The organism is Rodentibacter pneumotropicus DSM 21403, from assembly GCF_000379905.1.
GTDB classification, from domain to species: Bacteria; Pseudomonadota; Gammaproteobacteria; order Enterobacterales; family Pasteurellaceae; genus Rodentibacter; species Rodentibacter pneumotropicus.
Genome location: NZ_KB904057.1, coordinates 98,537 through 111,723, shown reverse-complemented (window position 1 = coordinate 111,723; position 13,187 = coordinate 98,537). Strand labels below are relative to the sequence as shown.

Below are 13,187 nucleotides of genomic sequence, written 5' to 3'. Positions count from 1 at the left end.
GACCGCACTTTATAAATTTAAGGAGTCAAAATGAAAAATTTATTGCTCATTTCAATCATGACATTAGGAGCGACAGCCTGTGTTTCAACTGAGCTCTCTAATCAAAATATCCCTTATGATGCAACAAAAGATGCCAGGATTCGTTTATACGGACAAAATGGACGACCATCTTTTCTAACAGTAAATATTGATGGTAAAAAAGAAAAAGTGACTGTTGGCGGTGGTTTAGGACAAGCATTTAGTTCAATGGTTGGTGCTAAAGGTAACGAGAGTATTGGAATGCCCGAAACATCATTAAGTAAAAATCCATCGGCACATTCAAAATTATTATCAAGTATCTTTTTTAAAGAATTTGTTATTCCGGCTAACACCGAAGTGCAAGTAACCAATGAAATTATTCCAATGGACAGCACCCATACACACTACACAGCAACTGAAAAAATCACTACCGTCATCAAAGGAAAAAGCTGTAAAGGAAACATTGTCACCTTTACTCCTGAAGCCGGTAAAGACTATGAGGTTGCACCAATAAGCTCAGATCGTGAGTGCGGTGTGACTGTTTACGAAATTAAATAGAAATATAGCATCTATTTAGGAGTGATTATGTTAATTTCTTTGCACGTTTTTTGTGCGTTTTTAAGTTTGGGGCTTTTAATTATTCGCGGCATAATGCAATTAAGAGGGAAAGATTGGAGAGCCATAAAATTATTAAAAATTTTACCGCACTTAGCAGATACACTTTTAATTGTAAGTGGCTTGACTATATTTTTCCTATTGCCTTTTGAATTAGAGGCTTGGCTTATCGCTAAATTCTGTCTGCTCATTTTGTATGTTGTTTTTTCAGCAAAATTCTTCAGCAGAAAAGCCACAAAAGCAAATCCAATATTTTTACTGCTTGCTCTAGTCAGCTTTATTGGTACAATTCTCATCGCTTACATTCACTAAAGTCAAATATCAAAAATCCATCTTCATCAGATGGATTTTTTCCTAACCGCCTACCAACTTAACTGTAAAACCTTTTTCTTGCAGTAATTGTTTGAGCAAATCTCGTTTTTCACCTTGAATTTCGATATTGCCACCTTTTACTGAACCGCCTGTACCACAGCGTTTTTTAAGTACTGTAGCAAGTTTTTTCAATTCGTCATCCGGTAAATCTAATCCGCTAATAACAGAAACAGCCGCCCCTTTTCGACCACTGGTTTGACGTTGAATACGCACAATACCATCACCTTTGGCTCTTGGTGGCTGTGCCTTTTCTTCTTTAATTCTCCCACTTTCCGTGGAATAAACCAAAACAGAGTCAGACATAACTACTGTGCAATAGAAGCATTAATAGAACGAAGCACTTCTGCCGGATTCTCTGCTTGTGTAATCGGACGACCAATCACTAAATAATCCGAGCCTGAACGGATTGCTGCAGATGGCGTCATAACACGACGTTGATCACCAAAATCAGCACCAATTGGACGAATACCGGGAGTAATTAATTTGAAATCAGCACCACAGCTATTACGTAAAATTTCTACTTCTTGTGGTGAACAAACCACACCGTCTAATCCTGCACGCTGCGTTAAATGTGCAAGGCGCAACACTTGTTCCATCGGGGAAGCATTGATGCCGATTTGAAGTAAATCAAGATCTTCCATACTGGTTAAAACAGTCACAGCAATTAAAAGCGGCGCATCTTTACCATAAGGCTCAAGAATTTTTCTCGCCTCTTCCATCATTTTCAAACCGCCACTGGCGTGAACATCCACCATCCATACACCTAAATCTGCGGCAGAACGAACCGCTCTTGCCACTGTATTTGGAATATCATGGAATTTTAAATCAAGGAAAACATCAAAATCACGTTGATGTAACTGTTTTACAAAATTCGTTCCCAAAGTGGTAAACATTTCTTTGCCAACTTTTAAACGGCATAAACTCGGATCAATTTGATCAACTAACGTAAGCGCTTCTGCTTCCGTCTCATAATCAAGTGCAACAATAACTTTGTTAGTCATAATTTTCCTCTTTAATGATGTTCCTGTGCGGATAATGGTTTAATCGTTTCCCAATGACGACAAGATGGGCAATTCCAAAGTAATTTATGAAGTTGATAACCACAATTTGAGCAGCGATAAACTGCGCTCTGTCTGACACGTTCTCCTACCATCTTATGGAGCAAAATAAGGCTTTCTTTTCCTCTACCTTCTTCTGCATCATCAATTTGATATTGGATAAAGCGATGAAAAATAAGTGTACTTGGATTTTTTGTTAATCGTTGGTAAAGATTCGCTTGTGCAGCAGATTTTCCATCTTTTTCTTCAATTAATTTTGCAAGTGCTAAATCAACCTCATCATTTTTAGCAACTTGCCCAGCTCGTATCAAGAATAATTCAAAATTATCTAGCTGATTTAATTCTTTATAACAATATTTTAAAGTAGATAAAACTTCTCCGATATAATCGGGATTTTGATAAAGCACATTTTCTAACGAGTTAATTGCTTGTTGATAAGCGTTTTCTTCAATATCTAAATCTGCTAATAACATTGAAGCCCTAACACATGTTGAAGAAACTTGCAGCGCTTTTTGTAAAATACGACGTTTTTCGACCGCACTTTCTATATTCAAACTTTGAGTATATTCACAATAACATTGAGCTAGCTCAATGTTATTATCCTTAGGGTGGATTTTTGCTAGTTTTTCCGCAATATTCACCGCTTTTTTCCACTCTTTCGTTTTTTGATAAATTAACAAAAGCTGTTGTAGTGCGTTTTCAGCAAATTCAGGTTCATCTACTAATAAAATATAAAGATTTTCTGCGCGATCAAGAAAGCCAATGACCATAAAGTCACGTGCAAGCTGCTGTTTAGCAAGAAGTTTTTGCTCAAAAGAATAATCCGGGCTACGATCAAGCGCTTGATGAATACGCAATGCCCGATCGACTTCGCCTCGAGAACGGAATAAATTACCAAGGGTTAATTCTGCTTCAAATTGTGAGCGGCTTTCTATCTCATTTTCAACCTCTTGTTTTTGCAACATATCCAAAAACAAATCAACCGCTTTATCTGTTTGATTAGAAAGTAAAAAATTGACACCTGTAACATAATCACGGGAGAGTTTATTACTAATATCTTCCTGATCTTTTTTAGCACTACGCTGCCCCATATACCACCCATAAGCAGCAGCGATAGGTAAAAGCAGAAAGAGCAATTCAAGCATTATTCTGCCTTAGCCTTATCACGGGTGGTTGTTAATTCGTTAATTTGTAAAGTTTGGCGTTTAATTTGACGGCTAAGTGACATATTTTTTAGTTTCAATTTTAAGTAAAAGAAACCGGTAATAAACCAACCTAAAATTAATCCTAAACCAAATAAAATAGCAACAAGAGTTGAAAGTTGGAATTGGCTTTCTGCAAAAATATAATTGAAAGTAATGATTTGATCATTATTTGCACCAATTGTAACGGCGACAAGCACAATAGCTAAAGCAATTATAAATCCTAGAATATATTTAATCATCACAAGATCCTTTAAAAAACTTTCCTTTTATTATGCCAAAGTTTCCAATAAAAAACGACACCTAAGTGTCGCTATTTTATTTATTTCTAAGAGAATATATCTACCCGTTCTCTCAGCTCTTTACCTGCTTTAAAGTGAGGTACACATTTAGCGTCTAATTTCACGGAATCCCCTGTTTTCGGATTTCTACCGAGACGGGGTTGACGATAATGAAGAGAAAAGCTACCAAACCCTCGAATTTCAATACGGTTTGCATTTTCCAACGATTGTGCAATAAGCTCTAAAATATCTTTCACAACACCTTCAATTTCTTTTATAGATAAAGAAGGATGTTTAACAGATAAATTCTCAATAAGTTCCGACTTAGTCATCATATTTCTCCTTTATTTCTATTATTAGTACGTTTATGACAATAAGTTTTATTGATAATTCATTATTACATGAATTATCAATAAAACTTGAAGAAAAAGAAGGCTGGGACAAACCCAGCCTGATAGAATAAATTAATTATTCACCTTTAGCTGCTTTGAAAGCCTCAGCCATTGCATTTGGAATAGTAACTTCTTCTTGCTTGTTATTCACACTTGCAACTGCCGCAGCTTCTTCAGCTTGAGCTTTTGCTTTTACAGATAAGTGAACAATACGAGCTTTACGATCTACACCAGTGTATTTCGCTTCAACAACATCTCCTGCCACAACTTCATCAGTAAGATCAGCTGCACGGATATAACCTTCTGCCCCACCTACTAATTCTACTTTAGCACCTTTTGCATCAGCTTCAACAACAGTTGCAGAAACTACGGCACCTTTTTTATTGATAGCGATGAAGTTATTGAATGGATCTTCTTCAAGTTGTTTGATACCTAAAGAAATACGCTCTTTAACTGCATCTACTGCTAACACTACTGCAGAAACTTCGTCACCTTTTTTGTAGTTACGGACGGCTTCTTCACCTGATACGTTCCAAGAAATATCAGATAAATGAACTAAACCATCAATTCCGCCTTCAAGACCGATAAAGATACCGAAATCAGTAATAGATTTAATTTTACCGGTTACTTTATCACCTTTATTGTGAGTTTCGGCAAATTGAGTCCATGGGTTAGGTTTGCATTGTTTTAAACCTAAAGAAATACGACGACGTTCTTCGTCAATTTCCAATACCATTACCTCAACAACATCGCCTAGGCTAACCACTTTAGACGGATGAATATTTTTGTTAGTCCAATCCATTTCAGAAACGTGAACTAATCCTTCAACACCATCTAAAATCTCAACAAAACAACCATAATCGGTTAAGTTAGTTACTTTACCGGTTAATTTGCTGTTCACCGGATGGTTTTCAGCGATAGCTACCCATGGATCTTGACCTAGCTGTTTTAAGCCCAAAGATACACGAGTACGATCTTTATCAAATTTTAATACTTTAACAGTTACTTCATCACCGACATTCACGATTTCACTTGGGTGTTTAACACGTTTCCAAGCCATATCTGTGATATGTAATAGACCATCAACACCGCCTAAATCAACGAACGCACCGTAGTCAGTTAAGTTTTTAACAATACCTTTAACTTCTGAACCTTCAACAAGGTTTTCCAACACTTGTTCGCGTTCTTGGCTATTTTCTGATTCAATCACTGCACGACGAGAAACAACAACGTTATTACGTTTTTGATCCAATTTGATAACTTTGAATTCTAATTCTTTACCTAACAAGTGATCCGCATCACGTGCCGGACGAGTATCAACTAAAGAACCCGGTAAGAATGCACGAACACCGTTTAGCTCAACTGTGAAACCGCCTTTTACTTTACCGTTGATTAAACCGATAACGGTCGCTTTTTCTTCGTAAGCTTTTTCTAATTCAATCCAAGATTCGTGACGAACAGCTTTTTCGCGAGAAAGTTTAGTTTCACCGAAACCATCTTCAACTGCATCTAATGCAACATTTACCATGTCACCAACTTGAATTTCAAGTTCGCCTTGTGCATTTAGGAACTCAGCAACCGGAATTGCAGATTCAGATTTTAAACCGGCATCAACAAGGACGAAACCTTTTTGAATAGCTACTACAGTACCGCTAACGATTGAACCTTGACGGGTTTCAAGGCCTTTTAATGATTCTTCAAAGAGTTGAGCAAAAGATTCTGACATATAAATAATCTTCTTTAAAAGTTAATAACATCCACATTTCATCCGTAAGATGTGGGGTTGAGAATAAGTGTCCATTCATCCTTGAATAAACAAAGTTAAGTATTTTTGCGTTGTTGAATATAAGCCATCGCCTGAGCAATCACTTCATCAATGCTCAATGTTGTACTATCAAGTAACAACGCACCTTCAGCCGGTTTAAGCGGTGCGACCTCACGATTTCGATCACGAAAATCCCGCTCCTTTATCTCGGCTAAAATCTGTGCAAAGTTACCACTAATTCCTTTGCTTTGCAACTGTTTATAGCGCCTTTTTGCACGTTCTTCGGCACTCGCATCTAAAAAGAGTTTCACTTGTGCATCAGGAAACACAACTGTTCCCATATCGCGTCCATCCGCAATGAGGTTATTATTTTTCGCAAAATCTCGCTGAAGTTGTAGTAATGCCACTCTAACTTGTGGAAAAACGGCAATTTTTGATGCAGCATCCGCTGTCTCTTGGGTGCGAATTAAATGGCTCACATTTTCGCCGTTTAATAAGATATTTACTTCTCCATCTCGCGGAATAAATTGAATATCCAAATTACGAGCCAATTCACCCAAAGCAAATTCATCAGATAAATCAACCGCACTTTTTATTGCTGCCAATGCCGTGACGCGATAAATTGCCCCACTGTCTAATAACGCATAACCTAATTTTTCTGCTAATGCGTAGCACAATGTCCCCTTCCCTGCACCACTTGGCCCATCAACAGTAATAATTGTTCCCATAAAAAATCCTATAATTTGTCTAACATACCCAAAACTAATGCTGAAGATTGTTTTGCTGCGAGCGGTAAAAATTCTTCAAAAGAAAGAGTTGCTTCCCCATCGCCGCCATCAGAAATTGCACGTACGACAACAAAAGGCACATTAAACGCATGACACACTTGTGCAATTGCCGCAGCTTCCATTTCAACCGCAGTCACATTTGGGAAATCTGCTTTAATTTCAGCAATTTTATCTTCACTATTAATAAAGCTGTCACCGGAACAAATTAACCCGCGTTTTACCGATTGTCCCTGCACTTCAGCAATTTTTTGGGCTAAATCCGCTAATTTCGCATCAGATAAAAATGCAGCGGGATTAGCCGGAAGTTGTCCTTTTTCATAGCCGAATGCCGTAACATCTACATCGTGATAGCGGGTTTCATCAGAAATTACAATATCACCTACTTTTAATCCTTTCACCACACCACCGGCAGACCCCGTATTGATCACCACATTCGGTTTTGCCGATTGCAGTAAAGCAGTCGTGCCGATTGCTGCAGCGACTTTACCGATACCCGATTGCAATAGGGCAACGGATTTTCCATTAATTTTTCCCTCGAAAATGACCGCACTTGCAACCTTTTTTTCGATTTTATCCGCCATTAATCCTTTCAGAATTTCGACTTCTTGTGCCATTGCACCAACAATACCGATCTTCATTTTCCTCTCTCCTTTTCCAATTTATTCACTAAATAATCTAATACAGCCACGCTGTAATCATCGTTATAAAGTGTACTCGCCGTCAGCACATATTTTCCGCCAATCACCACATAAGGATAAGTAAAAACACCATATTCTTCCGTTAATTCAATAGAATCTTTTACCTTTTCCTTTATATCCAAAGAATTTTCGACTTTAACAAAAACTTGTTTATCAAGCCCTTGTTGCTCTGCCCATTTTATCATTTTTGCCGGTGATGCCAGTTCGACATAACGTGATTTTTCTGCCGTTTCAAATAATAATACATCAGATAATTCCTCAGCTTTTAATGCTTTTAGTGTATAGAACACCTTCGCACTAAATTGGTTTTCTGTGGTTGCCACCGGATATTGTTCCAAAACAATTTTATCAGGTCGCATTTGGCTATAAAATTCCAAAATATCTTGTGCAGACGAACACACCCTACAATCATAATCAAAAAAGAATTGAATACGGATTTTTTTATCTGCACGCAAAGGATGGGCTACCGGTTCTTTATAGGAAAAATAATCACGTCCATCTTCAAATCTTAACGTATTTGCAGAAGGTAAGTGCGGTTGGTTTTGTACAGAAAAATCTTTCGGATTCGTTTCTGCAAAGGCAAATTGTGTTGCAATACCAAATAACGCAAGATTGCCCCATCGCCACTTTATTATTTTACTCATCTATTGGTTCAATATGATCTACTAATAATTGGATATTACGATTACCACGAAACTCATTTATGTCTAATTTATAGGCTAGACGAGCCTGTTTAACAGATAAATCGGGATATAATCGGATATCAATATTAAAGGCAACGGCATCTAAAAGCGGTCCCCCCTGCATCGGTTCAACTAACATTTTTAAATGATTTTTACCTTGCCCAATTGCACGTTGATCCAAGATTTTAAATTCACCGTCAAAGCAAGGTTCAGGGAATGCCTGCCCCCAAGGACCACCATTTTTTAGTAACTCCGCCGTTTCAAGGGTAAATTCACTCTTTTCTAACTCACCATCTGTCCAAATTATGCCTTGTAAATGCGATTCATCCAACCAATCTAATACCGTTTGATTAAAAATTTGTTGAAATTGCGTAAAACATTCTTCACGAATGCTTAAACCCGCCGCCATTGCATGCCCGCCAAATTTTAAGATCATATCGGGATATTGAGAATGAATTCGTTCTAATAGATCCCGTATGTGAACCCCTTCAATAGAGCGGGCAGAACCTTTCAATACGCCTTTTTCATCTTGTGCAAAAGCAACAACCGGACGATGATATTGATCTTTAATACGGGACGAAACAATCCCTAGCACCCCTTGATGCCAATCTGCTTGATAAAGCACGATACCGCTTGGTAATTCGTTGAAAAGTGCGGTGAGATTTCGGCAAATTTCCAATGCTTCAAGTTTCATTCCCGCTTCAATCTCTTTGCGTGTTTGGTTAAGTTGATCAAGTTCTAAAGCAAGTTCTCGTGCGGTTTGCATCTCTTCCACAAGCAGTAATTCTACACCAAGAGACATGTTGTCTAATCGCCCCGCCGCGTTTAAACGCGGTCCAATGGAAAAACCAAGATCACTTGCCGAAAACCGCTCAATATTACGATTCGCCACTTCTGCTAAGGCGATAATGCCAGGTCGGCAATATTTAGCACGAATTCGCATTAAACCTTGATAAGCCAAAATACGATTATTCTGATCAAGCGGCACAACATCAGCAATAGTACCCAGTGCTACGAGATCAAGTAATTCTGTAAAATTAGGTTGATTTTCCGCAGTAAAAATCCCCAACTCACGAAATTTAGACCGTACCGCCAACATTAAATAAAATGCTACTCCCACACCGGCTAAGGCTTTTGAGGGAAAACCGCATTGGTTTAAATTCGGGTTCACAATGGCATCTGCCGGTGGCAAGGTATCTGAGGGTAAATGGTGATCCGTCACCAAAACGCGGATACCTTTTTCTTTCAAAAAAGCCACCCCTTCAAAGGAAGACACGCCATTATCTACCGTCATCAGTAACTGCACGCCTTTTTCAATCGCCATTTCCGCCACGGGAATACTCAACCCATAGCCTTGTTCAAAACGATTTGGTACTAAATAATCAATATTTGTAAAACCAAGCTGACGAAGTGCCAATATCGCCAATGCCGTACTCGTTGCACCGTCCGCATCAAAATCCCCCACAATGACAATTTTTTGTTGCGTTTGATAAGCCGATACCAACAACTCTACGGCTTGGGCAACACCATATAATTGGTTCGGATTTAACATAGATTTTAAAGTGCGGTCTAATTCTTGCTTATTTTTAATATGACGTGCGCGATAAAGGCGATCCAGTAACGGATGTTCTGAAACAGAACCTCCGGTTGGAATTTCACGGCGTTTAATGAGTTTATTCACGGGCGATTAATTCATAAGTAAAGAGCTGTTAAACCAACAGCTCTTTTATAAAATACAACATTGTTTTTTTAGTACTAAATTATTATTCGCTTTCTTTCAGCGCTGCTAATAAATCTGCCGGTTTTAAATATCCACCGATTATCTCACCGCTTGAGGTGATAACACTCGGCGTGCCGGTTACACCAAACTGAATACCTAATTCATAGTGTTTTTTTACAAGATTAGGCGTTTTAACTTCTTTTGGCGGTCTGCCATTTTCAGCTTCACTTAAAGCAAAAACAGGATCTTTGGCTGTCCAAATAGCTTCCATTTGTTTTGCAGTTTCACTTTTCATACCACCACGAGGGAAGGCTAAATAACGCACGGTAATACCGAGATCATTATATTCTTTTAATTGTTGATGTAATAAATGGCAGTAGTGGCAAGTAATGTCCATAAATACGGTGACTACGTATTTCTCATTTTTTGCCGGATAAACAATCATTTCATTTTTATAAGAATTAAGTTTATCCATTAACAATTTACCAGCCACATCAACAGGACCTTTATTTGTTAATTCATAAAGTTTCCCTTGAAAAGCATATTTACCGTCTTCTGTTACATAAATAATGCCCTCATCGGTTACAGCTGTTTTCACCCCGCTGACAGGAGAGCTTTTGATGTCAATATTTTTCGCACCAAGTGCTTGTAATTTACTTTTGATAGCTGAATCATCCGCCATTGCATTTGCTGCCGTAGCACATAAAAGTGCGGTTAAAATTTTCTTCATTTTTCATTCCTAAATTTGCTAAAGGCGAATCCGAGATTATAGATAAATTAGCAATTTCTGCAACCCTAGCTACCCAAAAATAAGAAAATAACATATAATTCGCCAACTTACAGTTAAAGCAAATTTACTATGTTTGAAATAAACCCCGTGAAAAATAAAATCGTTGATCTTTCCGACCGCACTTCGGTGCTTCGGGGGTATCTTTGACTTTGACGCTAAAGTCGAACGTTTAGAAGAAGTCAATGCAGAATTAGAGCAGCCCGAAGTATGGAACGATCCGGACAGAGCACAATCTCTAGGAAAAGAGCGGGTAGCCCTTGAACAAGTCGTGAACACCATCAGAAATTTAGAACAAGGCTTGGAAGATGTGGGCGGGCTACTTGAGCTTGCGGTAGAAGCTGAAGATGAAGACACCTTTAACGAAGCCGTCGCAGAATTAGAAACGCTTGAAATGCAGCTGGCGCAATTGGAATTTCGTCGTATGTTCAGTGGCGAACATGATGCCTCTGATTGCTATGTCGATTTGCAAGCCGGCTCCGGCGGCACTGAGGCACAGGATTGGACAGAAATGTTATTGCGTATGTACTTACGTTGGGCTGAAAGCAAAGGCTTTAAAACGGAATTAATGGAAGTTTCCGATGGAGATGTTGCAGGTTTAAAATCTGCAACCATTAAAATTAGCGGTGAATATGCCTTCGGTTGGTTACGCACGGAAACCGGCATTCATCGTTTGGTTCGAAAAAGCCCATTCGATTCCAATAACCGCCGTCATACCTCTTTCAGTGCCGTATTTGTTTATCCTGAAATTGATGATGATATTGACATTGAAATCAACCCGGCAGATCTACGTATTGACGTTTATCGCGCTTCCGGTGCGGGTGGTCAGCACGTTAATAAAACCGAAAGTGCGGTACGAATCACCCATATGCCAAGCGGTATTGTGGTGCAGTGTCAAAATGATCGTTCTCAACACAAAAATAAGGATCAGGCAATGAAGCAGTTAAAAGCGAAATTGTATGAACTGGAACTACAAAAGAAAAATGCCGATAAACAAGCTATGGAAGACAATAAATCCGACATAGGCTGGGGCAGCCAAATTCGCTCTTATGTGCTGGATGATTCACGTATTAAAGATTTGCGTACCGGTATAGAAAATCGCAACACACAAGCCGTACTTGACGGCGATTTGGATCGCTTTATTGAAGCCAGTTTGAAAGCAGGGCTATAAAGTGCGGTCATTTTCCACAGAATTTTACAACCCAATTTTCACAATCAAAGGTAAAGAAAAAATGTCAGAACAAGAAATAAAAGAACTCGATCTCAATGGCGAAATGCTTGTTCGCCGTGAAAAATTAGCCGCCTTACGTACTAAAGGCAATGCTTTTCCGAACCAATTCCGCCGCGATTCTCTTGCACAGGATTTACATAATCAATATGAATCGGAAGAGGGGGAAACCTTAAAAGAAAAAAATATTGAAGTCGCTGTTGCAGGCCGTATTATGACCCGCCGTGCAATGGGGAAAGCGACATTTATCACCTTGCAAGATATGAGCGGTAAAATTCAGCTTTACGTGGCACGCGATAATCTACCGGAAGGTGTGTATAAAGATGATGTCGGTCAATGGGATTTAGGTGATATTGTCGGTGTTAAAGGCACATTATTTAAAACCAAAACCGGAGAGCTTACTGTTAAAGCGGTTGAAGTTCAATTATTAACTAAGGCACTTCGTCCGTTACCAGATAAATTCCACGGCTTAACTGACCAAGAAATGCGTTATCGCCAACGTTATTTGGATTTAATTTCTAATGAGGAATCCCGCCGTACTTTTATCATTAGATCAAAAGTCGTCGCAGGAATTCGTGAATATTTCATTTCAAAAGGTTTCATGGAAGTAGAAACACCAATGCTACAAGCAATTCCGGGTGGTGCATCTGCACGTCCTTTCGTCACCCATCATAATGCACTTGATGTGGATATGTATCTGCGTATTGCGCCCGAACTTTACTTAAAACGTTTAGTAGTAGGTGGTTTTGAACGCGTATTCGAATTAAATCGTAACTTCCGCAATGAAGGGGTTTCCGTTCGTCACAATCCTGAATTTACTATGTTGGAATATTATCAAGCCTATGCGGATTACCACGATTTAATGGACAATACTGAAGAATTATTACGCAAACTAGCCATTGATATTCTTGGAACGACCATTGTGAAATACGGTGAATTCGAATTTGATTTTGGTAAGCCGTTCGAACGCATTACCCTGCATGATGCAACCATCAAATATGGCGCAGATAAAGGCATTGTGAAAGAAGATTTATACGATTTCGATCGTGCCAAAGCAACTGCGGAACGTTTAGGTATTGAAGTACAAAAATCTTGGGGATTAGGTAGTATCGTGAATGCTATTTTTGAGGAGGTGGCGGAACACCATTTAATTCAGCCAACCTTCTTAATGGCACATCCGGCAGAAATTTCACCACTTGCCCGCCGCAATGATGAAAACCCAGATGTAACCGACCGCTTTGAATTATTTATCGGCGGACGTGAAATCGGTAATGGTTTTTCAGAATTAAATGATGCAGAAGATCAAAATGAACGTTTTGATGCGCAAGTTGCTGCAAAAGAAGCGGGAGATGATGAAGCTATGTTTAAAGACGAAGATTTCGTTGTTGCATTGGAGCATGGATTACCGCCGACTGCCGGAGAAGGTTTAGGAATCGACCGCCTCGCAATGCTTTATGCAAACGCCCCGTCTATTCGTGATGTAATCCTGTTTCCTGCAATGCGACAAAGATAAGTGAATTAATCTAAATAGAAAAAGGAAACCAGATAGTTTCCTTTTTATCTTTTATTTTTACTTATAA

The 13,187-nt window shown here is 38.8% G+C and carries 15 protein-coding genes; 4 read left to right on the top strand and 11 right to left on the bottom strand.

Features of this window, described 5'->3' with window-relative positions:
* The first annotated feature begins 30 nt into the window (after window positions 1–30).
* Both A3GE_RS0108280 and A3GE_RS0108275 read left to right on the top strand, forming a co-directional pair.
* Window positions 31–576, top strand: a complete 546-nt coding sequence (locus tag A3GE_RS0108280; protein WP_018356797.1) for a hypothetical protein — start codon at window positions 31–33, stop codon at window positions 574–576.
* Between the two features lie 27 nt (window positions 577–603).
* Window positions 604–945, top strand: a complete 342-nt coding sequence (locus A3GE_RS0108275; RefSeq protein ID WP_018356796.1) for a SirB2 family protein — start codon at window positions 604–606, stop codon at window positions 943–945.
* 42 nt (window positions 946–987) lie between these two features.
* Here A3GE_RS0108275 and yciH read toward each other — a convergent pair whose 3' ends face one another.
* From yciH to dsbC, 11 genes are all read right to left on the bottom strand, one after another.
* Window positions 988–1,308: a stress response translation initiation inhibitor YciH gene (yciH, locus tag A3GE_RS0108270; RefSeq protein ID WP_018356795.1), complete on the bottom strand. Its 321-nt coding sequence runs from the start codon at window positions 1,306–1,308 to the stop codon at window positions 988–990.
* A 2-nt stretch (window positions 1,309–1,310) separates the two neighbouring features.
* Window positions 1,311–2,006 carry an orotidine-5'-phosphate decarboxylase gene (gene pyrF / locus A3GE_RS0108265; RefSeq protein WP_018356794.1) on the bottom strand — a complete coding sequence of 232 codons (696 nt, stop codon included), beginning with the start codon at window positions 2,004–2,006 and terminating at the stop codon, window positions 1,311–1,313.
* Window positions 2,007–2,017: 11 nt separating this feature from the next.
* On the bottom strand, window positions 2,018–3,208 hold the full coding sequence (gene lapB, locus A3GE_RS0108260) for a lipopolysaccharide assembly protein LapB (RefSeq protein WP_018356793.1): 1,191 nt from the start codon (window positions 3,206–3,208) through the stop codon (window positions 2,018–2,020).
* Entirely contained in the window at window positions 3,208–3,507 is a 300-nt protein-coding gene (locus A3GE_RS0108255) for a LapA family protein (protein WP_018356792.1), read from the bottom strand. The genes lapB and A3GE_RS0108255 overlap by 1 nt, the downstream gene beginning before the upstream one ends.
* Before the next feature lie 86 nt (window positions 3,508–3,593).
* Entirely contained in the window at window positions 3,594–3,878 is a 285-nt protein-coding gene (locus A3GE_RS0108250) for an integration host factor subunit beta (protein WP_018356791.1), read from the bottom strand.
* Window positions 3,879–4,014: 136 nt separating this feature from the next.
* A complete protein-coding gene (gene rpsA / locus A3GE_RS0108245) occupies window positions 4,015–5,664 on the bottom strand; it encodes a 30S ribosomal protein S1 (RefSeq protein WP_018356790.1) in 1,650 nt (549 codons plus the stop codon).
* A gap of 95 nt (window positions 5,665–5,759) precedes the next feature.
* Window positions 5,760–6,431, bottom strand: a complete 672-nt coding sequence (gene cmk, locus A3GE_RS0108240) for a (d)CMP kinase (protein WP_018356789.1) — start codon at window positions 6,429–6,431, stop codon at window positions 5,760–5,762.
* A gap of 8 nt (window positions 6,432–6,439) precedes the next feature.
* Window positions 6,440–7,129, bottom strand: coding sequence for a 5'-methylthioadenosine/adenosylhomocysteine nucleosidase (locus A3GE_RS0108235; protein ID WP_018356788.1), 690 nt, complete (start codon window positions 7,127–7,129; stop codon window positions 6,440–6,442).
* Entirely contained in the window at window positions 7,126–7,833 is a 708-nt protein-coding gene (locus tag A3GE_RS0108230) for a thiol:disulfide interchange protein DsbA/DsbL (RefSeq protein ID WP_018356787.1), read from the bottom strand. Before A3GE_RS0108230 ends, A3GE_RS0108235 begins: the two co-directional genes overlap by 4 nt.
* Window positions 7,826–9,553 carry a single-stranded-DNA-specific exonuclease RecJ gene (recJ, locus tag A3GE_RS0108225; protein ID WP_018356786.1) on the bottom strand — a complete coding sequence of 576 codons (1,728 nt, stop codon included), beginning with the start codon at window positions 9,551–9,553 and terminating at the stop codon, window positions 7,826–7,828. The genes A3GE_RS0108230 and recJ overlap by 8 nt, the downstream gene beginning before the upstream one ends.
* A gap of 82 nt (window positions 9,554–9,635) precedes the next feature.
* Window positions 9,636–10,322, bottom strand: a complete 687-nt coding sequence (gene dsbC / locus A3GE_RS0108220; protein ID WP_018356785.1) for a bifunctional protein-disulfide isomerase/oxidoreductase DsbC — start codon at window positions 10,320–10,322, stop codon at window positions 9,636–9,638.
* A 129-nt stretch (window positions 10,323–10,451) separates the two neighbouring features.
* Between dsbC and prfB the strand changes: the two genes are divergently transcribed.
* A protein-coding gene (gene prfB / locus A3GE_RS0108215) for a peptide chain release factor 2 (RefSeq protein ID WP_123809003.1) occupies window positions 10,452–11,550 on the top strand; the annotation gives its coding sequence in 2 pieces (ribosomal slippage) (window positions 10,452–10,526 and window positions 10,528–11,550; 1,098 coding nt in all).
* 61 nt (window positions 11,551–11,611) lie between these two features.
* Window positions 11,612–13,120 (top strand): lysine--tRNA ligase, encoded by a 1,509-nt coding sequence (gene lysS, locus A3GE_RS0108210; RefSeq protein ID WP_018356783.1) that lies wholly within the window; start codon window positions 11,612–11,614, stop codon window positions 13,118–13,120.
* Window positions 13,121–13,187 lie beyond the last annotated feature (67 nt).